The 22,762-nt window shown below is 60.3% G+C and carries 16 protein-coding genes and 1 pseudogene; 6 read left to right on the top strand and 11 right to left on the bottom strand.

Annotated elements, in window-relative coordinates; all coding sequences use genetic code 11:
* Nucleotides 1-38 precede the first annotated feature (38 nt).
* Both CAF73_RS08990 and CAF73_RS08985 read left to right on the top strand, forming a co-directional pair.
* Nucleotides 39-1,340 (top strand): HAAAP family serine/threonine permease, encoded by a 1,302-nt coding sequence (locus CAF73_RS08990; RefSeq protein ID WP_085702501.1) that lies wholly within the window; start codon nucleotides 39-41, stop codon nucleotides 1,338-1,340.
* A 199-nt stretch (nucleotides 1,341-1,539) separates the two neighbouring features.
* A complete protein-coding gene (locus tag CAF73_RS08985) occupies nucleotides 1,540-1,857 on the top strand; it encodes a DUF3509 domain-containing protein (protein WP_085702500.1) in 318 nt (105 codons plus the stop codon).
* Here the strand turns inward: CAF73_RS08985 and CAF73_RS08980 are convergent.
* Complete coding sequence (locus CAF73_RS08980) at nucleotides 1,854-2,354, bottom strand: phosphate-starvation-inducible protein PsiE (RefSeq protein WP_007957255.1); 501 nt, start codon at nucleotides 2,352-2,354, stop codon at nucleotides 1,854-1,856. The genes CAF73_RS08985 and CAF73_RS08980 overlap by 4 nt on opposite strands.
* 293 nt (nucleotides 2,355-2,647) lie before the next feature.
* Here CAF73_RS08980 and CAF73_RS08975 point away from each other — a divergent pair.
* Nucleotides 2,648-2,905, top strand: a pseudogene (locus CAF73_RS08975) (YebG family protein); the annotation flags it as partial.
* Nucleotides 2,906-3,088: 183 nt separating this feature from the next.
* Here CAF73_RS08975 and CAF73_RS08970 read toward each other — a convergent pair.
* The gene (locus CAF73_RS08970; RefSeq protein WP_085698509.1) at nucleotides 3,089-4,108 is read right to left on the bottom strand and encodes a Glu/Leu/Phe/Val dehydrogenase dimerization domain-containing protein; all 1,020 of its coding nucleotides are present in this window, start codon (nucleotides 4,106-4,108) and stop codon (nucleotides 3,089-3,091) included.
* Between the two features lie 185 nt (nucleotides 4,109-4,293).
* Here CAF73_RS08970 and CAF73_RS08965 point away from each other — a divergent pair, with 185 nt between their 5' ends.
* Complete coding sequence (locus tag CAF73_RS08965) at nucleotides 4,294-5,097, top strand: SirB1 family protein (RefSeq protein WP_007957252.1); 804 nt, start codon at nucleotides 4,294-4,296, stop codon at nucleotides 5,095-5,097.
* A gap of 50 nt (nucleotides 5,098-5,147) precedes the next feature.
* On the opposite strand, the gene CAF73_RS08960 is transcribed toward CAF73_RS08965, so the two are convergent.
* The 4 genes from CAF73_RS08960 to hmgA all read right to left on the bottom strand — a co-directional run bounded on the left by CAF73_RS08960 (nucleotide 5,148) and on the right by hmgA (nucleotide 9,915).
* Entirely contained in the window at nucleotides 5,148-6,518 is a 1,371-nt protein-coding gene (locus CAF73_RS08960; RefSeq protein ID WP_085698508.1) for an aromatic acid/H+ symport family MFS transporter, read from the bottom strand.
* 145 nt (nucleotides 6,519-6,663) lie between these two features.
* The gene (gene maiA / locus CAF73_RS08955; protein WP_085698507.1) at nucleotides 6,664-7,299 is read right to left on the bottom strand and encodes a maleylacetoacetate isomerase; all 636 of its coding nucleotides are present in this window, start codon (nucleotides 7,297-7,299) and stop codon (nucleotides 6,664-6,666) included.
* Between the two features lie 12 nt (nucleotides 7,300-7,311).
* Nucleotides 7,312-8,616 carry a fumarylacetoacetase gene (gene fahA / locus CAF73_RS08950; RefSeq protein ID WP_085698506.1) on the bottom strand — a complete coding sequence of 435 codons (1,305 nt, stop codon included), beginning with the start codon at nucleotides 8,614-8,616 and terminating at the stop codon, nucleotides 7,312-7,314.
* Between the two features lie 3 nt (nucleotides 8,617-8,619).
* The gene (hmgA, locus tag CAF73_RS08945; RefSeq protein WP_085702499.1) at nucleotides 8,620-9,915 is read right to left on the bottom strand and encodes a homogentisate 1,2-dioxygenase; all 1,296 of its coding nucleotides are present in this window, start codon (nucleotides 9,913-9,915) and stop codon (nucleotides 8,620-8,622) included.
* Between the two features lie 163 nt (nucleotides 9,916-10,078).
* Here hmgA and CAF73_RS08940 point away from each other — a divergent pair, with 163 nt between their 5' ends.
* Nucleotides 10,079-10,861: an IclR family transcriptional regulator gene (locus CAF73_RS08940; protein ID WP_085698504.1), complete on the top strand. Its 783-nt coding sequence runs from the start codon at nucleotides 10,079-10,081 to the stop codon at nucleotides 10,859-10,861.
* A gap of 12 nt (nucleotides 10,862-10,873) precedes the next feature.
* On the opposite strand, the gene CAF73_RS08935 is transcribed toward CAF73_RS08940, so the two are convergent.
* From CAF73_RS08935 to CAF73_RS08920, 4 genes are all read right to left on the bottom strand, one after another.
* Nucleotides 10,874-14,323 (bottom strand): dermonecrotic toxin domain-containing protein, encoded by a 3,450-nt coding sequence (locus CAF73_RS08935; RefSeq protein WP_085702498.1) that lies wholly within the window; start codon nucleotides 14,321-14,323, stop codon nucleotides 10,874-10,876.
* A gap of 162 nt (nucleotides 14,324-14,485) precedes the next feature.
* Nucleotides 14,486-17,032, bottom strand: coding sequence for a LuxR C-terminal-related transcriptional regulator (locus tag CAF73_RS08930; RefSeq protein ID WP_085702497.1), 2,547 nt, complete (start codon nucleotides 17,030-17,032; stop codon nucleotides 14,486-14,488).
* A gap of 139 nt (nucleotides 17,033-17,171) precedes the next feature.
* Entirely contained in the window at nucleotides 17,172-18,539 is a 1,368-nt protein-coding gene (locus CAF73_RS08925; RefSeq protein WP_085702496.1) for a DUF1329 domain-containing protein, read from the bottom strand.
* Nucleotides 18,540-18,562: 23 nt separating this feature from the next.
* Nucleotides 18,563-20,356, bottom strand: a complete 1,794-nt coding sequence (locus CAF73_RS08920) for a DUF1302 domain-containing protein (RefSeq protein ID WP_085702495.1) — start codon at nucleotides 20,354-20,356, stop codon at nucleotides 18,563-18,565.
* Between the two features lie 649 nt (nucleotides 20,357-21,005).
* Between CAF73_RS08920 and CAF73_RS08915 the strand changes: the two genes are divergently transcribed.
* Nucleotides 21,006-21,773: an N-acetylmuramoyl-L-alanine amidase gene (locus tag CAF73_RS08915; RefSeq protein ID WP_085702494.1), complete on the top strand. Its 768-nt coding sequence runs from the start codon at nucleotides 21,006-21,008 to the stop codon at nucleotides 21,771-21,773.
* A 43-nt stretch (nucleotides 21,774-21,816) separates the two neighbouring features.
* On the opposite strand, the gene CAF73_RS08910 is transcribed toward CAF73_RS08915, so the two are convergent.
* The gene (locus CAF73_RS08910; RefSeq protein WP_085698498.1) at nucleotides 21,817-22,728 is read right to left on the bottom strand and encodes an SDR family oxidoreductase; all 912 of its coding nucleotides are present in this window, start codon (nucleotides 22,726-22,728) and stop codon (nucleotides 21,817-21,819) included.
* Nucleotides 22,729-22,762 lie beyond the last annotated feature (34 nt).

Raw genomic sequence — 22,762 nt, 5'->3', positions numbered from 1 at the left:
ACGTGAGCCCGAGCAAGAATAATAACGAGGCAAAAACGATGACCGATGTACGCACACCTGCTGCCGAAAATCCCGCTGTAGACCGCACATGCAACAACGAAATCGCCCACAAGGGCTGGAGCAAATTCGACACCACCTGGATGCTCGGCCTGTACGGCACGGCCATCGGTGCCGGCACCTTGTTCCTGCCGATCAACGCCGGTGTCGGCGGCTTCTGGCCGTTGCTGATCCTGGCGGTGCTGGCATTCCCGATGACCTTCTTCGCGCACCGGGGCCTGACCCGCTTCGTGCTGTCGGGCCGCTCCGGTGACATCACCGAAGTGGTGGAAGAACACTTCGGCATCGGCGCCGGCAAACTGATCACGCTGCTGTATTTCTTCGCGATCTTCCCGATCCTGCTGGTGTACAGCGTGGCGCTGACCAACACCCTGAGCAGCTTCCTCGAACACCAGTTGCACATCGCCCCTCCACCGCGCGCGGTGCTGTCGCTGGCGCTGATCCTCGGTCTGATGGCCATCGTCCGTTGCGGTCAGAGCGTGATCGTCAAAGCCATGAGCGTGCTGGTCTATCCGTTCGTCGCCGCGTTGCTGTTGCTCGGCATCAGCCTGATTCCGAACTGGAACGGTGCATTCTTCGCCAGCGCCCGGGAACCGATGGAAATGTCGGTGTTCCTCAAGACCCTGTGGCTGGCGATCCCGGTGATGGTGTTCTCGTTCAACCATTCGCCGATCATTTCCGCCTTCGCCGTCGACCAGAAACAGCGCTATGGCGATCAGGCCGAGCGCAAGAGCAGCGGCATTCTCGCCATGGCTCACGGCATGATGGTTGTCACGGTGATGTTCTTTTGCTTCAGCTGCGTGCTGGCGCTGTCGCCGGCGGATCTGGCAGCGGCCAAGGCGCAAAACATCTCGATCCTGTCGTACCTGGCCAACCACTTCCAGACCCCGGTCATCGCTTACGCTGCGCCGCTGATCGCGCTGGTGGCGATCACCAAATCCTTCCTCGGCCACTACATCGGCGCCAGCGAAGGCTTCCAGGGCATGATCGTCAAAAGTCTGCGCAGCCGTGGCCGGGTGATGTCGGCGAGCTGGCTGAACCGTGCAACCGCGCTGTTCATGATCCTCAGCTGTTGGGCCGTGGCGACCTTCAACCCGAGCATCCTCGGCATGATCGAAACCCTCGGCGGCCCGGTGATTGCCTGCCTGTTGTTCCTGATGCCGATGTACGCCATCCGCCGCGTGCCAGCCTTGCGCCAGTATTCGGGCCAGGCGTCCAACGTGTTCGTGGTGCTGATCGGTCTGATTGCACTGTCAGCGATCATCTACTCGGTTCTGCCCTGAAACGGGCCGCAAACGAAGAAGGCGAGCCATGGGCTCGCCTTCTTTTTGACCGGTTTCATTGTTCGACAATATTCCCGGCATGTCCCTTGCTACATCGCTGAAGGAGACGGGACCACGGAAGGGCCGATGGTCAGGTTTGGCGAACCAACCCGATCAAGGCCGGTCAACAACTGCACGTTCAATCAGGCGGTGACGCATCATGGACAATCCTTTTCAGATCATTACCGATGCCTTCGCGCCGGACTATCAGATCAACCTGAGCATTCAGGGGCTCGACGGCAGCATCATGCTGACCCTTTCCAACGGCGGCCGGATCGTCGCCAAACGGATGATCAGCGCCGAACAGCGCAACGACCCCAAGCGCCTCAAGCGCCTGGTGCAAAGCATTCAGTTCGGCATCGCCATCGAGCAGGGCCATAGCGCCATGGCGATCCTCGACGCCATGACCCGCGGCGACGGAATCACTCCGCCACCGCGTCAGGCCAAACATCAGCCCCGGCCAGCTGCCGGCCTCTAGAGTTCGCCCTTCTCCACTTCAGGATGTTCACTGGAACCCGTGCCGATCTTGCGGTGCGGGTTCTCGATTTTCACCGAAGGGAATTGCGATGAGGCGTAACGCACCACCAGGATCGAAAACGCCAGCAGCAGAATCCCGCCGCACAGGTAGATGATGCCCATGTCTGGCGGATTGTGGTGGGAGACGTTGGAGATCAGCAGGCGTGTCAGTGCCGTGATTGCCACGTAAATCAGGAATCGCACCGGCATGTGGTTGGTCTTGAAATAAATCCCGACCATCGCCCCCAGTTCCAGATAGATGAACAGCAACAGAATGTCATCGATCTTGATGTGCCCTTCCTCGAGCATCCCGAGAAATTCCATCACCGCCGCCCACGCGGTCACCGCACCAATGGCGAACAGCGCCAGGTAGTGGAAAGTCTCGACGAACAGGTTGCCCAGGGACTCGGCCAGTTGATGCACGTTTTGCCGCAGTTTCTCGGCCCAGTTGATTTTCACGATGAAGGTTCCTTAGCCCGGTTCGAGCGGATGTTGCGTGCTGGACGTGACGGTTATTGCACACGTACGCAGATGCATGCAGAAAAGAGGCCACGCCATGATGGCGAGGTGACGCAAAACCCGCGCCGTGGCGTTTGGTCGCACCTGCGCGCAGGCGCAGGGCTGACAAAATCCGAATCCGGTCTACATTGAAAAGCCACTACCCAAAGCGCAGGGATTCGCTTATCCTTTTCGCTGTATATAGATACAGTAGTCGCAAAGACAACTTAATGTGAAGGCATGTGAGGTGGTGAATGGCCGTCGAAGTGGTATACCGCAGCAGCCGAGATCTGGAGCGCTTGTTCATGGATAAAGCCGAAGCTGACCGTCATGACAAAATGCTCGAACTGGCCGAACTGTTGGCCGAAGTGCTGGAAAAAGCCGTTCCTTCGTTGAGCGAACAGCAAGTGGAAGAAGTCGGGATCTTCATGGCGAAGAACCGCGATGTGTTCGCCCGGGCGTTCAAGAGCCAGCCTGACGCATTGTCGGAGCTGATCAACGCACCAGCGGCACCGGTTGTGGCAACCGAGCCTGCAGAGGTGGCTGAACCGGCAGAAGCGCCGGCCAAACCTGCCAAGGCGGCAAAGGCTGCGAAGTAATCGGCATCTGAATTGACGCCTTTGAATTGAATAGCCTCGGAATTGAATAGCCCCTGAGTTGAAAGACTCAGGGGCTTTTTCATGCCCGGACAAACCTCAGCGGTACAACACCTTTTCCGCCAGTTCGTCCGCCACCCGCGCCGGTGAACGTTTTTCCGCCTGGGCATGGGCAAACACTTCCGTCAGCCGCGAACTGATTTTCGACAGGTGCGCAGTGATGGTCGTCAGTTCTTCGCCCCGGTGCTTGAGGGAAACGTAGATCAGCCCGCCGGCATTGATCACGTAATCGGGTGCATACAGGATGCCGCGCCGTTCCAGTTGATCGGCGACGTCCAGATGCGTCAGCTGATTGTTGGCCGAGCCCGCCACCGCCGAGCAGCGCAACTGGGTGACCGTGTGGCTGTTAAGCACACCGCCAAGGCCGCACGGTGCGAGGATGTCGCACGGCGTGCTGAGCAATGCGTCGTTGGCAATCGGATGGGCGTTGAGCTGTTCCATCGCCAGTTGCACCTTGCCGTGGTCGATGTCGCTGACCAGCAGTTCGGCGCCCGCTGCGTGCAACTGCTCCGCGAGCGCAAACCCGACATTGCCCAACCCCTGAATCGCCACGCGCAAGCCTTCGAGATTGTCGCTCCCCAGCCGTGCCATGGCCGTGGCGCGAATCCCGGTGAACACGCCCATCGCGGCATGCGGCGCCGGGTCGCCGGCTGAAGTAGTGCTGGTGACATGCTGAGTCTGCTGGGCGATGCAATCCATGTCCGCCACCGAGGTGCCGCTGTCGATGGCGGTGATGTAGCGCCCGTCGAGCTGATCGATGCAACGGCCGAAGGCTTCAAACAATGCAGCGCGGTTTTCCACGTGGACCGGCCGCACGATCACGGCCACCCCGCCGCCCTGAGCAAGACCGGCCAGCGCGGCCTTGTAGCTCATGCCCTGGGCCAGGCGTATGGCGTCCTCGACCGCAGATTCGTCGTTCGGGTAGGCAAGATAACGACAACCGCCCAGGGCTGGCCCGAGGCGACTGTTATGGATGGCAATGACCGCCTTCAATCCGGACACCGGATCAACGCTAAGGTGCAGCGATTCCAGGCGAGTGCTTTGCATGAGAGCAAACATCGGCAGGCTCCCGAATCACTTCTGGTAGACGCCAGTATAGGCTTGCGCCCAAAAATTGCTGAAGCGCACGGGAATAAGGCCCGACAGCGACCAATACGTTGCGGCATAACCCGATGGCAGAGCAGCCCCGACACTGGACGAATGGCAAAGACGGGGCTAAAACGAGGCATGCTCCGGAGATTTTGATGAGTCCGCGCCAACGTTTCTTCGATTGTCTGCACCGTTCACCGCCCGCGCTGTTCGAAGCCGCGTTGTGGATGGCCGCCGAACACGACAAACAAGCCGATCCCGAAGCGCTGTTGCAGGAATTCAAGGAACTGCAGCAGCGAGTCAGTTATGGCTTGCCGTTGCTTCCGGTCAGCGAACTGGCGCAACCGTTGCTGCGGCGCATGACCGACCTCGGTTTTGCCCAGGATGATTTCGTACCGCTGCGTCCGCAGGCCGCGATGGTGCACAAAGTCATGCAGACCAAACGCGGCCAGCCGCTGGCGCTGGCACTGATCGCCCTGGAACTGGCCCGTGGTCTGGAGATCCCGCTGGTTGGCGTGAACTTCCCCGGGCACTTCCTGCTGAAGGTGCCCGGAGCCGATCACCTGCTCGATCCGTGCGGCGGACGGCGCCTGTATCCGAACGATTGCCGCGAACTGCTGCATCGCCAGTACGGCCATCAGATGAAACTCAACGCCGACCACCTGCTGACTGCCGAGCCGGTGCAGATGCTACAGCGTCTGTCACGCAACCTGCGCCAGTTGCACCTGACCCACGACGATTTCATCGCGGCGCTGATTGATGCCGAGCGCGTGCTCGAACTGGGCAACGCCAGCGCCGCCGATTACCTGGCCCGGGCCAGTCTGTACCAGCGCCTCGATTGCCCGAACGCCGAGCGTTTCGATCTGGAGCACGCGCTGTTGCTCAGTGACGACCCGATTCAGCGACTTCGCCTGACGGAACGGCTGGGGCATCTGCCACCCAACTCAGTCGTCCACTGATCCCTTGTGGGAGCGAGCTTGCTCGCGAATCAGGCGACGCGGTCGATCAGTCAAACCGCGTTATCGTTCTTCGCGAGCAAGCTCGCTCCCACAGGATCTTGCGCAACCTGCGAAGGCGAACGCACCTGAATGATCAGCAACGCCGCGATCACCGCCGGAATCGCGCAGAAGAAGAAAATCTGCTCCACCGGAATGTGCATCGCCAGCAACAGGCTGCCGAACAGCGGCCCGAGAATCGAGCCGAATCGCCCGACTCCCAATGCCCAGCCAGTGCCGGTGGCGCGAACCTGGGCCGGATAGAAATTGCTGGCGAACGCATTGAGCGTCAGTTGCCCGCCGATGATGCAGAACCCTGCCGCGAACACACAGGCCACCAGATAACGCGGGTTGTCGTGATTCAGGCCCAGCAGAATCGTGCACACCGCCGCGCCAGCCAGCACGCCGGACAACAGTCGCACCTTGCTTTTCAATCGATCGGCGAACCACGCCATGCAGATCGCGCCGAGCGTGCCGGCGAACAGGAACATCGACGTCACCAGGTTCGCTTCGTTGAGTTTCAGGCCACTTTCCAGCAGCAGCGACGGCAGCCAACTGATCATGAAATACAGCAGGATCAGGCTGACGAAAAAGGTTGCCCAGATCAGCAAGGTCGGACGCGCATAACCGTTGCGGAACAATTCCACCACGGTCAGCTTGCTGCCCTGCTCGCGTTCGTTCTGCTCGACCGATGCGGCGGGCGGTTGCCACTCCGGCAGCATGCGTGCGGTGACCTTGCGCAGGCGCGCATAGGGCGGCGCATCACGTAGAAGACGCGGCAAGGATTCCGGCAGCATCCACCAGAGAAACGGAAACAGCAGCAACGGCGTGACACCACCGGCGAGGAACACCGCTTGCCAGCCGAAACGGTCGATGAACCCGGCCGCCACAAAACCACCGGCCGCACCGCCGAACGAGAAGCCGCAAGCCGCCAGCGTCACCATCAGCGTACGCAGGCGCGGCGGTGAATATTCCGACATCAACGCCATGGCGCTGGGCATCGCGCCGCCCATGCCGATACCGCAGATGAAGCGCGCGATCATCAGGGTATTCAGGGAATCGGCGAACACCATCAGCACGGTGAGGCTGGCGTAGATCAGCACGCAGGCGAGCAGAATCCGTCGAACGCCGAAGCGGTCAGCCAGAGGCGTCACCGCGAGGGAGCCAAGCGTCAGACCCAGCAGGTTGGCGCTGAACACCGGGCCGAACGCGGACTTTTCCAGGCCCCAGTCCTGCGCCAGTGCCGGCACCACGTAACCGAGCACCTGGGCGTCATAGCCGTCGGTGACCAGCAGCAAGGCGAGAAGAATCAGGAGCAACCACTGAAAGCGGGACACAGGACGGGCGTCGAGTGCCGCCCGGAAGCTGGCAATCTGGTTGTGCATCGCAAGGTACCTGTTTTGTTTTTATGATTTTTTGGTCACAGCGCAGATCTATTGTGGGAGCGAGCTTGCTCGCGAAAGCGGTCAGTCAGGCGACACTGCTGGCACTGACCCTCCCTCTTCGCGAGCAAGCTCGCTCCCACAGGGGTTACGGTGTGTCCGGCTGATTCGCCGGATGCGCCGCAATGAACGCCGGATGTTCAGCGGCCAACGCGGCGACCCGGCGAATCCGTGGATAGGCCTCCAGCGAAACGTTGAACCGCTCGGCCGCGTACAACTGCGCAATCAGGTAAACGTCAGCCACACACGGCCACTCGCCAAAACAGAAACCGCTGTCGCCGATCAATTGCTCCACCGTCGCCAGCCCCTGACTGATCCAGTGGCCGATCCACTCGTTGACCTGCGGCTCGTCATGCCCCAACCCGCGCAGGCGATTGAGCACGCTGACGTTGTGCAGCGGATGCACGTCGCAGCCGATCACCGCCGCCACACCGCGCACCTGGGCACGGGCAACGAGGTCCTCGGGGAGCAACGGCACCTGTGGATAACGCTCTTCCAGGTATTCGATGATTGCCGGCGACTGGATCAGCAACTTGCCTTCGTCAGTGCGCAGCGCCGGCACCCGGCCCTGGGGATTGATCGCCAGATACGCCGGTTGCCGATGCTCGCCGCCAGGCGCTGCAATCAGATTGACCGGCAGCGCCTGATAGTCGAGCCCCTTGAGTGCCAGCGCAATCCGCACCCGGTACGACGAGGTGGAACGGTAATAGGTGTAAAGATCCATGACCCGCTCCTGTCAGCGTGCCGCCAGCACGGTGCCACGGCACTCGCCGAAACCGATCGAGGCAAAACCTTCGCGGGCGCAGCGAGCGCGCAAGATGATTTCGTCGCCGTCTTCAAGGAATTTGCGCACTTCGCCGGACGCCAGCTCGATCGGTTTTTTGCCGCCCTCGGTGATTTCCAGCAGGCTGCCGAACTGACCGTTTTCAGGGCCGGACAAGGTGCCCGAACCGAACAGGTCACCGGCCTGCAACTGGCAACCGTTGACGCTGTGGTGCGCGACCATTTGCGCAACGGTCCAGTACATGTAGCGCGTGTTGCTCAGGGTCAGGCGATGGGCCGGCAGATTCTGCTCGCGCATTTTCTCGGTAAGCAGCAGCACTTCCAGCTCGATGTCGAAACCACCGCCCTCCTGATCGCGTTTGTCGAGCAGGTATGGCAGCGGCTGCGGATCACCTTGCGGACGCGCCGGTTGTGCGGTGCGGAATGGCGCCAGCGCTTCGGCAGTCACCACCCATGGCGAGACGCTGGTGATGAAGCTCTTGGACAGGAACGGGCCAAGCGGCTGGTATTCCCAGGCCTGAATGTCACGGGCCGACCAGTCGTTGAGCAGGCAGAAACCGGCAATGTGTTCAGCGGCATCGCCAATGGCAATCGGCTCGCCCATCTCGTTGCCCTGACCGATCCAGATTCCCAGCTCCAGCTCATAGTCCAGACGCGCGCACGGGCCGAAGGTCGGCTCGGTCGCACCGGCTGGCAGGGTCTGGCCTTTCGGGCGGCGCACGTCGGCGCCGGAGGCGCGTACGGTGGATGCGCGACCGTGGTAGCCGATCGGCACGTGTTTGTAGTTCGGCAGCAGCGGGTTGTCCGGGCGGAACAGTTTGCCGACGTTCTGCGCGTGTTCGATGCCGACGTAGAAGTCGGTGTAGTCGCTGATGCGCGCCGGCAGGTGCAGCTGGCAATCGGCGGCCAGCGGCAGCAGTGTTGCGCCCTGGGCTTCAATGTTGCCGCGATGGGTGCTGCCTTCGCTGAACAGCTCCAGCAGTCTTTCGCGCAATGCAACGCGGGCGTCGCGGCCGAGTTCGAAGAAGGCGTTCAACTGACCGCCGCGCATGGCTTCGACAGCACGGCGCGCGACGCCGTCGAACAGCCCGGCCTCCAGCGCTACTTGCAGATCGAAGATGTGTTCACCAATCGCCACGCCCGCGCGCGGCGCCGAGCCGTTGAGGCTGAACACACCCAGCGGCAGGTTCTGCAGCGGGAAATCGCTGTGGCCATTGGCGGAAGCGACCCAACTGCGGGTGATGGAATTCTGAGTCATGGATTATCTCCGGGTCGGGTCGAACGTGGCGGGCAGCGAAGCCCAGCAGGCGTCGTAAGTGGATTGCAGTTGCGGACAGTCGAGGGCGAAGCGGCTTGGGCGCAGCACCTGGCTGGTCTCGAACATGAAGGCCATGGTGTTGTCGATCTTGGCCGGTTTCAGGTCCGCATTGATCGCTTTAGTGCAGGTCTCGCCGTCCGGGCCGTGGGCGCTCATGCAGCTGTGCAGAGATGCGCCGCCGGGCACAAAACCTTCGGCCTTGGCGTCGTACTCGCCCTGGATCAGGCCCATGAATTCGTTCATCAGGTTGCGGTGGAACCACGGCGGACGGAAGGTGTTCTCGGCCACCATCCAGCGCGGCGGGAAGATCACAAAGTCGAGGTTGGCCAGGCCGTGGACGCTGGTCGGCGAGGTCAGCACGGTGAAGATCGACGGGTCCGGGTGATCGAAACTGACGGTGCCAATGGTGTTGAAGCGGCGCAGGTCATATTTGTACGGCACGTTGTTGCCGTGCCAGGCGACCACGTTCAGCGGTGAGTGATTGAGTTCGGTGCCCCACAACTGACCGAGGAATTTCTGCACCAGGGTGGTCGGTTGTTGCAGGTTTTCGTAGGCGGCGACCGGGGTCAGGAAGTCCCGCGGATTGGCCAGACCGTTGCTGCCGATCGGTCCCAGATCCGGCAGGCGCAGCGGCGCGCCATGGTTCTCGGCGACGTAGCCGCGCGCTTGCGGATCGAGCAGTTCGACGCGGAATTTCAAACCCCGTGGCAGCACGGCGATTTCCAGCGGCGCCACTTCCAGCACACCCAGTTCGGTGGCGATGCGCAGGCGACCCAGTTGCGGCACCAGCAGCAGCTCGCCGTCGGCGTTGAAGAAAACGCGTTCCATCGAACGGTTGGCGCAATAGTGATAGATGCTGATGCCGGCCGGTTTTTCGGCAGCGGAGTTGGCCGCCATGCTCACCAGACCATCGATGAAATCGGTGGGTTCGGCCGGGATGTCCAGTGGGTTCCAGCGCAGGCGATTGGGGGTCACTTCACCCAACGGACCACCTGCCAGTTGCCGCTCCAGTTTGACGAAGGCCGGGTGATTGGCCGACGGCTGGATCCGGTACATCCATGTACGCCGCGCTTCGCTGCGGGTCATGGTGAACGCGGTGCCGGAGAACAGTTCGGTGTACAGACCGTAAGGGGCTTTTTGCGGAGAGTTCTGGCCGACGGGCAGCGCGCCGGGCAACGCTTCGGAGCTGAATTCGTTGCCGAAACCGGACTGGTAAGCCAGGGCTGAATCGAGGTTCATGGAGCCTCCTGAACAGGGAGTCGGCATGGCCGGACGCTCTGGATCGGAGGTCTTGGCACGCCGGGGTTATTTTTATCGTAATTCAATTACGCATAACGTAATTTGCTCGCTATCCAGCGTCAAGCTATAAAGACGCCCATTCGTTCCGGGACACGGCAGCACCATGGAAAAAACCAGCGACAGCAACGGCAAACAGAAAGTCCGCTCCGCCGAGGTCGGCACCGACATCCTCAAGGCCCTGGCCGAGTTGTCGCCGTCCACTTCGCTGTCGCGTCTGGCCGAACATGTGCAGATGCCGGCGAGCAAGGTTCATCGTTATCTGCAGGCATTGATCGCCAGCGGCTTCGCCGAGCAGAACACCGCCACCAACCATTACGGCCTGGGTCGTGAAGCGCTGCGCGTGGGCCTGGCGGCACTCAACAGTATGGACGTGCTGAAAGTCGCCGCCCTGCCCCTGGCCGAGCTGCGCGACGAACTCAACGAAACCTGTTTCCTGGCGGTATGGGGCAATCAGGGCGCGACCGTGGTGCACATCGAACCGGCGGTGCGCGCGGTAACCGTGGTGACGCAACTGGGCTCGGTGTTGCCGCTGCTCAGTTCATCCACTGGCCTGGTCTTCGGCGCGTACCTGCCGCATCGTGAAACCGATGAATTGCGCGAGCAGGAAATCGCCGTCGGCGGCCATCCGCTGGCGGACGAAAAAGCCTATGCGGCGTTGTGCGGACAGATTCGCGAACGCGGTCTGCATCATGTCCACGGCTTGCTGATGCCTGGCGTCGATGCTCTCTCGGCACCGGTGTTCAACGCCCTCGGGCAGGTCGCGGCGGTATTGACCATCGTCGGCCCGACCTCGTTGTTCCACGCCGACGAAAACGGCCCGGCGGCGCAGCGGCTGCTGGCGGCGACGCGGGCCGTGAGTTGGCGGATGGGGTATCAGCCAGCTTGAAAGATTGAATGATCAGCCGACGATATGGGTCTTGCTGTCCGCAATCACATGGGGAGAAACCGCTGCGGTGATGTAACCGATCCCGACCGGCACGCCGGTCGCGGTCGATACGATGTCCGCAATATCCTTGACCCGTGTCAACGCGCCCACCGCCGAAACCGATCCGCCAACACCGGCGATCACGCCGACGTACAAGAGGATGGAGCTTCTCCAGGCCGAGGCCAGATGGTTCCTGCCTGCGTCGTCATCCCCCAGGCTGTAGGCAACGATGCCCTGAACGATCGACCTTGTGATCCGTACGATACTGGCGACCAGTCCCACCGGCGGTACAAACAGCGAGACGATATCCACCGCCAGCTCCGTGACCACCAGCACCGTGTTCCAGAAACGCTCGGCAGGCGTGGTCGTTTGATGATCGACATCGCTGAGCACCCGCGAAACCATGCTGTCGAACTCGAACTTGAAATGAGTCACGGCGTAACTGTTGATCAATGCAGGTGCAGGGAGGGTGTTTGCAGCTTGCTGACAACGAATGACGAAATTCTGCACGACAGCTCGGTGCTCCAGCCTTGCCAGTGCAATGACGTGATTGCCCAGGCTGCCGCCCTTGAGTCCCAGTGTCAGCGACGCGAGCGGACGAAAGCTCAAACCGTCCGGTGCCTTGGGAATGTAGACCAGCAGTTGCAACTTCCCCGCCACACGGCGTCCGAACGTGTAGGCACCCTCGATGCGTCGCCCCTCAAGGGTCAGCGTATAAATACCTTCCTGCGGGGTGGTTCCGGGTTTGAACGGTTCCAGCTCATGAGGGCGGTCATGATCCAGCCCCTCGACCAGTCCCGCCAACCAATTGAATTGCTCGGAGGACAGGGAGCCCTGCATCTTTTGGGTCACTGCAGCCTTGAGCATTTCGTTTTGCTTGACCTTGCAGAAGAGCTTCGCCTTCAGGCTCTGCTTCGGGGAATTGGCGAAATGGTCAACCAGATGCCACTCATACGCCATGGCCGGTTTCAGGCTGATCAAGGCCCTCACAACGCTCGCATTCAGATTTCCCAGCGAAGCACCATTTCTGGAGGCAAATGCCACCTGACCATCGCTCGGCCAGAGTTGCCATTGAATGAACAGTTGAGTAAGCGTCATCCACTCCTGCCCACGCACCTTGACGTTCACTTGATCAGGATCGATCAATGGGTGTTTCGGGTCAGCCCCTCGCAGATGACGGTTCAGCCTTTCCATCACCAGGTCTCGCGAAAACGACACCATTGTGGGGATATTCAGCTCATCTTTTGACACTTCGTAGATCGCCTTGAACTCCGTATTCAGCCGGGTGAGCAGCTCACGATCCTGCGCCGCCGCGTTCCGGTACCAGACGGGGGTAGCCACTTTTTCCTCAGCGACTTCCCAGTTGATGATCCCGTGGATGGCCCCCATCAGCGGGCCATCATCCAGCCCTTGAGTCCATTGCACCAGTGTCACGTCCCCCCACCACCATGGCTGGAATACCGGGCCCGGTTCGCTGAAGGAAAGGTAGTCCTTCTCGAATTCCGCACGATTTTCGCTGAATGCCTGACCGGTCAGGAAGTCACGGTCACGCGGCTCGAATCCCCAGGCAATGAACTGTCGCTTCAATGCCGTCAGATCGGTGAACTCGAACCACTGCTGCCCTGTCGGTGCGCCGGGAGCATAAAGGACATGCCTTGAGTGATCAGGCGCCGCGCCTTTCGCGCGAAACGCAAGCATGTCCCTGAACGGTTTGTAGTAAGGTCGGAAAGCAACACCCGTTGCCTCCATTTCCGGTTTCCCGAGCAGATACCGCTGCACCATATCCTGGGCCTGCGGGCTGATGTGTTTTTGCAGGATCGCGGCGAAGTTACTGACGGCAATCTGCTGTGCCAGCACTTTACACATGGCTTCTCTGACCGACGCCCGTCCAAAGCGGTCATTGCGTTCATTGGCGTATTGCACCCGCAGATCAAGCTGGCGGATGGTGCGTTCGATATTGGACGCGGTCAGTCGCGGGTTATTGTGAAACGCCTCGAACTTGATCGAGTACGCAGCCCCCTTGTCATGCACGCCGTACATGAACAGCTGGGTCAGGGTTTTACGCTCGATATGCTCGATACGCCGGCTGCCCATCGGCAGCGAATGTTGCACCGTCACCCAGACCGTATCAGGATCCACACGTTGGGTATCGTCTGCGGAAATATGAGTTTCGACGACACCGCGCACATATTCCTGGAATGAAGACACCCCGCCCATCGACTCATGCAATGCCACCTGACTTCTCAACAATCCGTTTTCCATCGAGGCGAAAACTTCCTGATGGGCGGCGGGAGCGTCCTTGAGCCATTGCGGCCGATTTTTTTTGTTCATCAGGATCAGGAGGTGGGCAATGCGTCCCTTTGCGGTATCGCTCACTGTCTGCTGACGATGCACCGATTCGATGGACTGAATGACGGCCTGCAGATCCGCGCCGTTTTTTTCCAGTTGGCGAAGATGCCAGGTCACGTCTCTCTGCTGCTGTTCCAGCAACCCGGCCGTGAGGGTGTGGAAGAGTTCTCCCTGAATGTTCAGGTAACGGATGTCCGGAACCTGCCTGACCTGAGCGGCGTCTTCCAGGGCAATGCCCTTGAGCAGTTGCAGCCGGCTGTCCGGGTTGCTCAGGCGCTGCTCCAGAACACGCTGCATCATGGCCGATGTGCGGAATGTTTCCAGGCCGTTCACGTGAGTGAAAAGAACGACCCATTCGTTCTCGCCCGGTATCAGTTCAGAGACCGAGCGGCCAGAGAGGTAAGTGACAAAGCAACCGGCCAGCGTCGCGAATCGGCCGTTTTCCAGTTGCAGAGAAACACTGTAGGCCGGCGTCATGGATGCGCCCCTTATGAAGACGGCAAAACTTTCCTCTACTTCCGGTCGCACACCTTGCAACTGCACTGTCGCACTCAATTCCTGCCAGAACAGCGCGGCATAGGCATCCTGTAGTTGACGGCTGCGCGACGGCAGCTTGCGCCCCTTGTCATCCTTGCCCGAAGAAGCGGCCCAATATTGCGCCAGCAAGGGCGAGTATTTTTGTGCCAGCGAGCCCAACACATTGGCGATCACCGAGCCGACGGCAGCCACATCCAGACCCTGGATTCGATCCTCGTCATCCGTGGAGTCAGGCCAGTCGTAGACGCCGTATTGGCTGGCGTCATACACGGGTGCCCGGCCCCGCGCCAGGCACTGCATGAATACGTTCATGACCAGCCCGGTCGGTTGCGGATTGACGATTTCCCGACTTCGGGCAGTGATGTAAGTCTTGCTGATGTAAATATCCGGCAGCAATTTCTGAAGTTCGTTTAACACTAGCTCCTGCAAATACGACTTGAACGAAGGCAACCCTCCCAGCATACGTTCAAACTCTACAAAACCCTGATCAACTTTACCCAGACTTGTTTCAATCGAAATCTTTTCCATGGCACTCATAAACAAACTCCGGCAATACACATTACTACCAGGCAATACAACATCACCCGAAACGTGTAATTAACTTAGCTTGAGAAGCACCCACACAGACACCCACCACACTTTACAAAGTTTTGAAAACTTCCGGTCGCCAACCTGACCTACAATTTCATTAACTGACAATTAACTGCACAACCCCAGCATTCTTGCCCGCGCCACGGCATGCGTCCGACGTTCCACGCCCAACTTGGCGTGAATTCTTCGGACATGAGTTTTAACCGTATGCAATGAGATGAACAACTTGTCCGCTATTTGTTGATTGGAGTTTCCCGAAGCAATCAATTCCAGGACCTGAGACTCTCGCAAACTCAATGAATTTTCATCGCCACTTTTATCTGAAAGTTTCTTTTGCTGTACCAAATCAACCCAGGCATCCGGCACTTGCTCTTCAAACTTCAACAATAATCGTGACAACTTGAAATGGCTTGCCAATGCCCGGCCTCTTTCAAAGTAAAGCCGGGCAGATTCGCCTTCATCGAGCAACGAGGCCACCTCCCCCATCGCCAGCAACAGTTCGGCTTCAAGAAGGATCATCCGACGGGATCGGGCCTGTTCGAACAGTCGCTGCAAACGTGCCATTGGTTGAGGTGCCTGATGCAACCGGGTCTCGGCCAGAATCAGCAAACACTCGATGCGCGGGACAAGCTCCAGCGTCGCCGGCGGTGCCTGCCGTGCGTTGGGGCCACGAAAGTGCCGAATTACCCGAGTCAAGGCCTCCCGGGCCAGTTCTGGCCGCCCCTGTTGCAGCCAGAACTCGCTGCTGACCTGCAACAGGATGCTGCGATAGACCGTGTCCGGAATCTGCCGCTGCTGCATCAACCGTTCCGCATCGCGCAGACGCATGAAGGCTTGTGGGAAATCCCCCTGATCGGCAGCCAGTTGAGCCAGCCCCAGAAAGCCGTAAAGCACACGCTTGTCAAAGCTGCGCAGACAGTCGTCGAGCCCCTGTTGAAAGAACTCGGCTGCCCGTTCCTGCTGTCCCAGGCTTAGCGCCAGTCGCCCGCGTCGCAGGGCGATACGGCCCAGCAGCGGCGTCGGCCGCTCAATGGACAATCCGAGCATTTCGCAGAGATTGGCCAGCAGCTCTTCGGCCCGGGCGGCCCCACCACGCTGTTCGAGCACCTGGGCATGATCAAGCTCCAGCAACGCCTCGAACAGCAATGAACCTTCAGCCCGGGCCAGGCAAAGTGCTTCACGATTGATCGAATGCGCCAGCTCCAGATCGCCACACAGCAGCGCCTGCTGTGTACGTCCCGACAGGCACAGCAGGCGCGCTGTCCAGGCCTTCGGCGACAGATCGCTCAAGGCTTGTTCAAAGTGATCACGCGCCTCTTCCATCCGTCCTTGCAGGTGCAACAGCCAGCCTTGCTGAGCCTGCCAGCGGGCAATCAATTGCCGTTGCTGGCCAGCCGACGGTGGCGGCAAAAAACGCGACAGCTGCCCGATGCAATCCGCCGCCTGGACAAAGCGACCGGCGAACAACAATGCAGCCGTGATCAACCCGACCAGTTGCGCCGAACCCAGCAACAGTTCCTCGCCGCGCTGTTCATATAGACGCAGCAACAGCACGACCGTCTGTTCCTCGAACAGATGCTCGAAACTGAAATGCTGTAACAGACTCACAGCGACCTCGTACTCCTCGGCCAGCAACGCCTGCTCGAAAGCACATTTCCAATGTTGCCCGGCAGCAAACCACTGACAGGCCCGGCGATGCCAGGAACGCCCGGCAGGCCAAGGTTCGTCACGCATCAGGCGTGACAGTGGCGCACACACCTGCAACCAGTCCGGAGATCCTCGCCAGGGTTCGATAAAACATCCCAGCGTCTGCAGGTTGCGCATCCATTGCGCCCCGTCTCCGGCACCAAACAGGTGATCGCAAAGGCTGGCATTGAAACGCGGCAAATGCGCCAGCACCCGCCAGGCTTCGGCCAGTTCCGGGCTCAGGCCGCTGAACAGTTCGTGTTGCAGGTAGTCCAGCAAGGTATCCATGCGCTGCTGGGGCAAGGTCTTTTGCGACCAGTCGCATTTTTGCATCATCAGCATCCGTACTCCGGCACACCAGCCACCGCTGCGCTGATGAATCCGAGCCGCCACGCTGTCGGCCTGGTCTGGCGGCAAGTGGCGCAGTAGTTGTGCGATTTCGTCCCGGGTCAGCGCCAGCATCGCCCCTTCACATTCGTACAGGGCATCATCGAGCAGCAGACGCGGCCAGTTGCAGGGTGGCCGCCGCCGCGTACCGATCCACCATGTCACGGCCGGACTGCTGATCGCCAGCATCCGGTCGAGCAATGCGTCCAGCGCCGGCTGTGGATTGCGGCAGTAATCGTCGATCAACACCCAGGTTTCCGAGGACCTTCGCGCCAGTTCATAAAGCAACGAAGCCTCGTCCGAGGCCGTCAGTCCCATCGCACGTGCAAGCCGTTCGCAAAATTCGCCGACACCCAAGGCAGCCCCTGCCAGCGGCAACCAGCAGACGGTGCAATTGGCCGGCGCTTGCAGCAGGCACTCGGTGAGTAGCGCGGTTTTACCGCTGCCGGCCGGCGCACAGATCAGTTTGACCCGGGCCGTCGAATCGAAGAGTGCCTCGCAAAGGCGCGGGCGCGGCAGATGATGGGGAGACAGTCTCGGGAGAAAATCCGGTCGGTTCAAACTGGGTGTCATGGCGGTCATCGGGTGCGCCTTCTTATCGTTGTACGCTCACCCTAGACCTCTCTCCGGCGCTTGTTGACGAGTATTCAGCAAGCTGATTGGCGCCCATAAAAAAGGCGACCGTACGGTCGCCTTTCGCCTTGCCGATGTATCGAAACCCTTACCGTACGCCCTCGGCGCGCAGGGCTGACGGCGTGTAGTCGGCAGCCTTGGCTTCGAAGCCGAATTCGAAGCTGTGCTTCTCTTCGTTCTTCATCCCCAGAGCAATGTAGCGGCCGGCGATGATGTCGTAGAGCGCTTCAAGGGTGTAGGCCTGGGTCTGGTGATCGTAGTAATACTGCGCGTGTCCCTCGGCCACCCGCCACAGTTGCCCGCGACCGTCGTAATGATCGGCCAGCGCCACTTGCCAGCTGTCCTCGTCGATGTACATGTGGCGCTTGGCGTAGATGTGCCGCTCGTTCGGTTTCACCGTGCCGATCACTTCCCAGACCCGGTGCAGTTCATAGCGGGTCAGGTCCTGATTGATGTGCCCGGCCTTGACGATGTCGTCGTACTTGAGACTCGGCGAGTCGAGCTTGTAGCTGTTGTACGGAATGTACATTTCCTTTTTGCCGATCAGTTTCCAGTCGTAGCGATCCGGCGCACCGGAGAACATGTCGAAGTTGTCCGAGGTGCGCAGGCCATCGGCAGCGGTGCCCGGCCCGTCATAGGCAACTTGCGGCGCACGACGCACCCGGCGTTGGCCGGCGTTGTAGATCCACGCCAGACGCGGTTCCTTCACCTGATCGAGGGTCTCGTGCACCAGCAGCACGTTACCGGCCAGACGCGCCGGGGCGGTCACCGACTGCTTGAAGAAGGTCAGAACGTTGGCGGCTTTTTCCGGATCGAGATCCTTCATCAGTTGCGGCACGGCGATCTCTTCTTCGAAGCGGATCGGTGTGTAGCTGCCGTTGGTCTGCGGGGTCACCTGAGTGATGATCCGTCGCAGATTGCCGCCGTGATACCGGGTGATGTGATTCCACAGTACTTCAACACCGTTCTTCGGAATCGGAAATGCGTAGTAACGGTTGCCGGTGAAGTTGGCCAGGCCGTTGCCGTCGTTGATGCTAGTGACGTTGAGCGCACTGCGCTTGGCCGATTCGTAGATTTCCGGCGGTACGGCCACGGTGCGATGGGTCGGGTAGACCGGGATCCTGTAGGTTTCGGGGTAGCGCTTGAACATCGCCACCTGGCCGTCGGACAGCTTGTCTTTGTACTTGTCGACGTTGGCAGCAGTGATGGTGAACAGCGGTTTTTCGCTGGCGAACGGGTCCGCCAGAAAGCCTTTGCTGTCGACCGCACCGGCGTTTTTCGGAATACCGCCGGTCCAGGCCGGAATCGAGCCGTCGGCGTTACCAGCCTTTTCGGCGCCCAACGGCGTCAGGCTGGTGCCGAGCTTGCTGGCCTCTTCCGGCGAGACCGCCGCGATCACGTTGGCGGCCAGCAGGCTCAGGGCCAGGACACCGCATTGCAGAATCATCTTGCGCATTGCATTCATCCTTCTCGGGCAGATCAGAAGTTCACACCGAAACTCAGGGCCACGAAGTCACGGTCTTCGAGGGTGTTGTAGTCACCACCGAAAAAGTCGGTGTAACTCAGGCTGGCGGTATAGGTATTGCGGTAATCGGCATCCACCCCGACGCTGATGGCCTTGGCGCCTTCGTTGAACAGACCGTTGGGGCCATAACCGGCAACGTCGTGGGACCAGGACAGGTTGGGTTTGAGGTTGATCCCGCCGATCACGTTGGCGTAATCGAGGATCGCCCGGGCGCGATAGCCCCAGGAGGTGGAGGTGACGAAACCGTCGGTGTCACCGCCGAAACCGTACTGACCGTAGACCGAGTCACGGCCATAACGCAGCTTGCTGCGCGACTCCAGCCCACCGACCCGCACCACCGCCGCTTCGCCGACCAGGGTCAGGCGTTCCGCACCCCAGACCTGATCGAAAAAGTGCGTCAGCGTGCTCTGGATCTGCGTCACTTCCTTGCGCCGGTAGCCCTTGTTGTCGGCGCCCGGCGAGGTCACCAGCGGCGACGCCGCACCGCCGGCAATCGGATTGAGCAGCGCCAGGGTCAAGTCATTGGTGTTGACCTGCACCGGCGCGTTGGGCCGGTAGCTGATCTCGCCGGTCCAGGCGGTGCCGGTCGGCAGCGTGGTGGAGAAACTCGCGCCGTACAGGCGGATGTCTTCCGGGTATTCGAGGTAGTACTGGCCGCGCCCGAGCATCACGCTTTGCGCCAGCCCCGAACCGCTGCCGGGTGCCAGACCGTTTGCGATCCCGACCATGCCCGGCAGCGCCGCGAGGGTCGAAAGCCCGGCGGTGCTGGTGCCGACGGTCGGCGTGCGGCTGTGGTAATTCATGAAGTAGAGGCCGTACTCGGTGTCATCGCCGAGCCAGCGCAGTGCCGTACCCCATTGTCCGGAATCCCGCGCATCGCGGTCGCCGCCACGGGGCACGATCACGCCTTCGCGGGTCACCTGGATCGGCTGACCGAAGGCTGCCGTCAGCGGTACAAACGGGGCGATCGCCGGACTGCCGACGGTGTAGCCGTTGTTACAGCCGTCCGCCGCCACGTCAACACCGAAGAAGGTGCCGCAGTTGTCGAGGACGGTCTGATCCCATTCCAGTTGATAGAAGCCCTCGACCGTCAGTTGATCGGTGAGCCCCTGAGAGGCGAACAGCATGTTTACCGGAATCAGCCCTTCCTTGATCTCCGCACCCGGCCGGCGAAACGCCGAGACGTCGATCGGGTTGATGCTGTTGATCGAGTTGCCGATGAAAGTACTTTCACCCCAGCTCACCACCTGTTTGCCGGCGCGCACGGTGCCCGGCAGATCGGCGATGGAATAGTTGTGATAGATGAACGCATCGAGAATCTGCGCGCCGGAGGACTTGGCGCCCTCCTTGCGGCCCTTGTCGCTGATCGGCTTGAACTCGCGGTCTTCGTCCTTGAGCTCGAAGTCGTACCAGTACTTGCCGCGCACGAACACACCGGTGTCGCCGTACTTCAGTTCGAGGTCGTGGATGCCCTTGAAGATCTTGGAAAAGGTCTCGCCTTTCTTGAAGTTCAAACGCCCGTCATCACCGGTGGACGACTGGCCGGTTCCGCCGTTGACCGTACCCACCAGCGACTTGTCGGCATCGCGCATGCCCCAGCTCGCGCCGACCGACAGCGAAGAATCAAAGGTGCCTTCGATTTCCCCGATATTGAAAGCGACCGCGTGCGCCTGGGCACAGCAGCCCAAGGCCACCGCAGCGGCGAGCGCGTGCGGTGTGAAGATGGCGCGCATTGTTGTTTTTGTCATGCGTCTTCCCCGGTGAGTGACAGAAGGCCCCACCCTACTGCCGCTACACGGGGACGATAAGCGCACCAAGGAGGTATTCGCGCCGTCGCTCGAAAGGATGAATACCCGCCTGCGGCAAGGCTCTGCGCCCGCCATGAACAGGCTGGATGCACCACCATCAACGTGACGGATGATGGCCCTTCGAATCACTGCACTGTTACATGCCCCGTAACAGTGCATGTCCGGTTTCGCTATTTTTACTTTGGTCTCGAGCGCTTATTCTGAGCGGGCTTTCACGGCGCACCGCCCGCAAGCACAAAGTCCGCGACCGAGTCGTCGGCAACCGATTTCTGATGGACCGAAGCATTTCCTCGATCCATCGCCCCGGTGTTCACTGACGTTGATTTGTAGCTCCTTGATCCAACGTCTTACCTTGGCCGCTGCGTTTGCAGCGGCCTTTTTTATGGGCGCGACCTGGCAAATGTCGCTGGCGCACCGACAGCTTCCTCTGCACTGGGCAATGCGATCTACAAGTGCCCGAACTACACAATTTCCCGAAATCGGCTACACGTCTCTGTAACTTCGCGATCGCGCTTCTCAATTAAGATCATTGCCAGACCAGCGAACACAAAGGGCTGGTTTTGACTTTATCCATTGGAAGGATTGCTCGTTGAAAACCATCAGCTATAACCAATACCGCTCCATCCACAGTTTCAACGGACGGATTCGGTTTCTTGTCTTTCACTACACCGCCGTCGACTTCGCCGGCTCGATTGCCGCCCTGACCGGCCCGAGTGTCAGTGCGCACTATCTGGTGCCGGACATCACTGATCCCAGCTATCAGCGGGCCGGTCACAGCACCCAGGAGGTTTTCGGTCTGGTGGATGAAACCCAGCGTGCCTGGCATGCCGGGATCAGTCAGTGGGGTAATCGCAGCAACCTCAACGACACGTCCATCGGCGTGGAAATCGTCAACATGGCGACATTCAAGGACGGCCTCTTCAACTTTCCGCCGTACCATCCTGAACAGATCCGTGCGATCGAAGAATTGGCATTGAACATTCTTGCGCGCTATCCGGATATCGGGCCGACCCAGGTGCTCGGCCATTCGGACATTGCCATCGGCCGCAAGAGTGATCCCGGACCGATGTTTCCGTGGTACGCGTTGTATTTGAAGGGCGTTGGCGCCTGGTATGACGAGGACACCCGGAACCGCTTTTTGCAGCAGTTCACCGAATCAGGCATTCCATCCCGGGCCGACCTGCTGCAACAGTTCAAGACCTATGGCTACGACACATCCAGGGCCACAGACGAGGCGGGCTATCGGCAACTCGTGCGTGCCTTTCAATTGCACTTTCGCCCGCAAGCCTGCGAAGGAGAAATGGACGCACAGACGGCGGCAAACCTGGCGGCACTCGTGGCCAAATACTTTCCTTGAACACTTGAAAGGCAAGGTCGTTTCTTGACCTTGCCGCTACGGTTTACAGCGAATATTTCTGCAGGTTCGCCATCATTTCCTTCAGCGCCTCGATGTTGTCTTTCGGATGCGCCGCGCCTTCGAAATCACAGATCTGCTGCCAGTGCGCCGCGACGTCTTCCGGGGAAAAACCGACGCGGGGATCGAACCCGGCGCCCAGGCTGCGCTCCCAGCGCACTTTGCCCATCCAGCCGCCACCGACTTCGAACAGGCCCGAGGTTTCCTGGCATTGCTCGCTGGCCAGGTACACCACCAGCGGGCTGACCAGTTCCGGTTTGAGTTGTTCGAACACTTGCGGCGGAATCAGGCCTTCGGTCATGCGGGTGCCGCCGGTGGGGGCGATGGCGTTGACCAGGATGTTGTTCTTGCGGCCTTCGATGGCCAGGGTGCGAGTCAGGCCGTAGAGGCCGAGTTTGGCCATGCCGTAGTTGGACTGGCCAAAGTTGCCGTAAATGCCGGAGGTCGATGCGGTGAAGATCACTCGCCCATAGTTCTGCTCGCGCAGGTGCGGCCACGCGGCGCGGGTCACCTTGTAGGCGCCTTCGACATGGACGCGATAGACCAGATCCCAGTCGGCGTCTTCCATTTTGTGGAAGGTCTTGTCGCGCAGGATCCCGGCGTTGTTGACCACCACGTCGACGCGGCCGAATACGTCGAGCGCGTTCTGCACCAGTTTTTCGCCGTCGGTGACCGAGTCATGGTTGGCTTCGGCGATGCCGCCGGCCTCACGGATTTCCGCCACCACGCGGTCGGCCGCCGAAGCGTTGGCGCCTTCGCCCTGAGTCGAGCCGCCGAGGTCATTGACCAGCACTTTGGCGCCCTGTCTGGCGAACAGCAAGGCGTGCGCGCGTCCCAGGCCACCACCGGCTCCGGTGACGATCACGACTTTATCTTCGAAACGCACAGAATCATTCATCGGGGCAACTCCAGCAGGCCTGAGGGACAGTTTC

The organism is Pseudomonas sp. B15(2017), from assembly GCF_002113215.1.
Lineage (GTDB): Bacteria > Pseudomonadota > Gammaproteobacteria > Pseudomonadales > Pseudomonadaceae > Aquipseudomonas.
This window is presented reverse-complemented; position numbering and strand designations above follow the sequence as displayed.

What these genes read in the sequence shown, in the direction of transcription:
- CAF73_RS08985 (WP_085702500.1), top strand. Translation starts at nt 1,540, where the DNA reads ATGGACAATCCTTTTCAGATCATTACCGATGCCTTCGCGCCGGACTAT.
- CAF73_RS08970 (WP_085698509.1), bottom strand. Translation starts at nt 4,108, where the DNA reads ATGTTTGCTCTCATGCAAAGCACTCGCCTGGAATCGCTGCACCTTAGC.
- CAF73_RS08935 (WP_085702498.1), bottom strand. Translation starts at nt 14,323, where the DNA reads ATGAGTGCCATGGAAAAGATTTCGATTGAAACAAGTCTGGGTAAAGTT.
- CAF73_RS08925 (WP_085702496.1), bottom strand. Translation starts at nt 18,539, where the DNA reads ATGCGCAAGATGATTCTGCAATGCGGTGTCCTGGCCCTGAGCCTGCTG.
- fahA (WP_085698506.1), bottom strand. Translation starts at nt 8,616, where the DNA reads ATGACTCAGAATTCCATCACCCGCAGTTGGGTCGCTTCCGCCAATGGC.
- CAF73_RS08920 (WP_085702495.1), bottom strand. Translation starts at nt 20,356, where the DNA reads ATGACAAAAACAACAATGCGCGCCATCTTCACACCGCACGCGCTCGCC.
- CAF73_RS08940 (WP_085698504.1), top strand. Translation starts at nt 10,079, where the DNA reads ATGGAAAAAACCAGCGACAGCAACGGCAAACAGAAAGTCCGCTCCGCC.
- hmgA (WP_085702499.1), bottom strand. Translation starts at nt 9,915, where the DNA reads ATGAACCTCGATTCAGCCCTGGCTTACCAGTCCGGTTTCGGCAACGAA.
- CAF73_RS08990 (WP_085702501.1), top strand. Translation starts at nt 39, where the DNA reads ATGACCGATGTACGCACACCTGCTGCCGAAAATCCCGCTGTAGACCGC.
- CAF73_RS08930 (WP_085702497.1), bottom strand. Translation starts at nt 17,032, where the DNA reads ATGACCGCCATGACACCCAGTTTGAACCGACCGGATTTTCTCCCGAGA.
- CAF73_RS08960 (WP_085698508.1), bottom strand. Translation starts at nt 6,518, where the DNA reads ATGCACAACCAGATTGCCAGCTTCCGGGCGGCACTCGACGCCCGTCCT.
- CAF73_RS08965 (WP_007957252.1), top strand. Translation starts at nt 4,294, where the DNA reads ATGAGTCCGCGCCAACGTTTCTTCGATTGTCTGCACCGTTCACCGCCC.
- CAF73_RS08910 (WP_085698498.1), bottom strand. Translation starts at nt 22,728, where the DNA reads ATGAATGATTCTGTGCGTTTCGAAGATAAAGTCGTGATCGTCACCGGA.
- maiA (WP_085698507.1), bottom strand. Translation starts at nt 7,299, where the DNA reads ATGGATCTTTACACCTATTACCGTTCCACCTCGTCGTACCGGGTGCGG.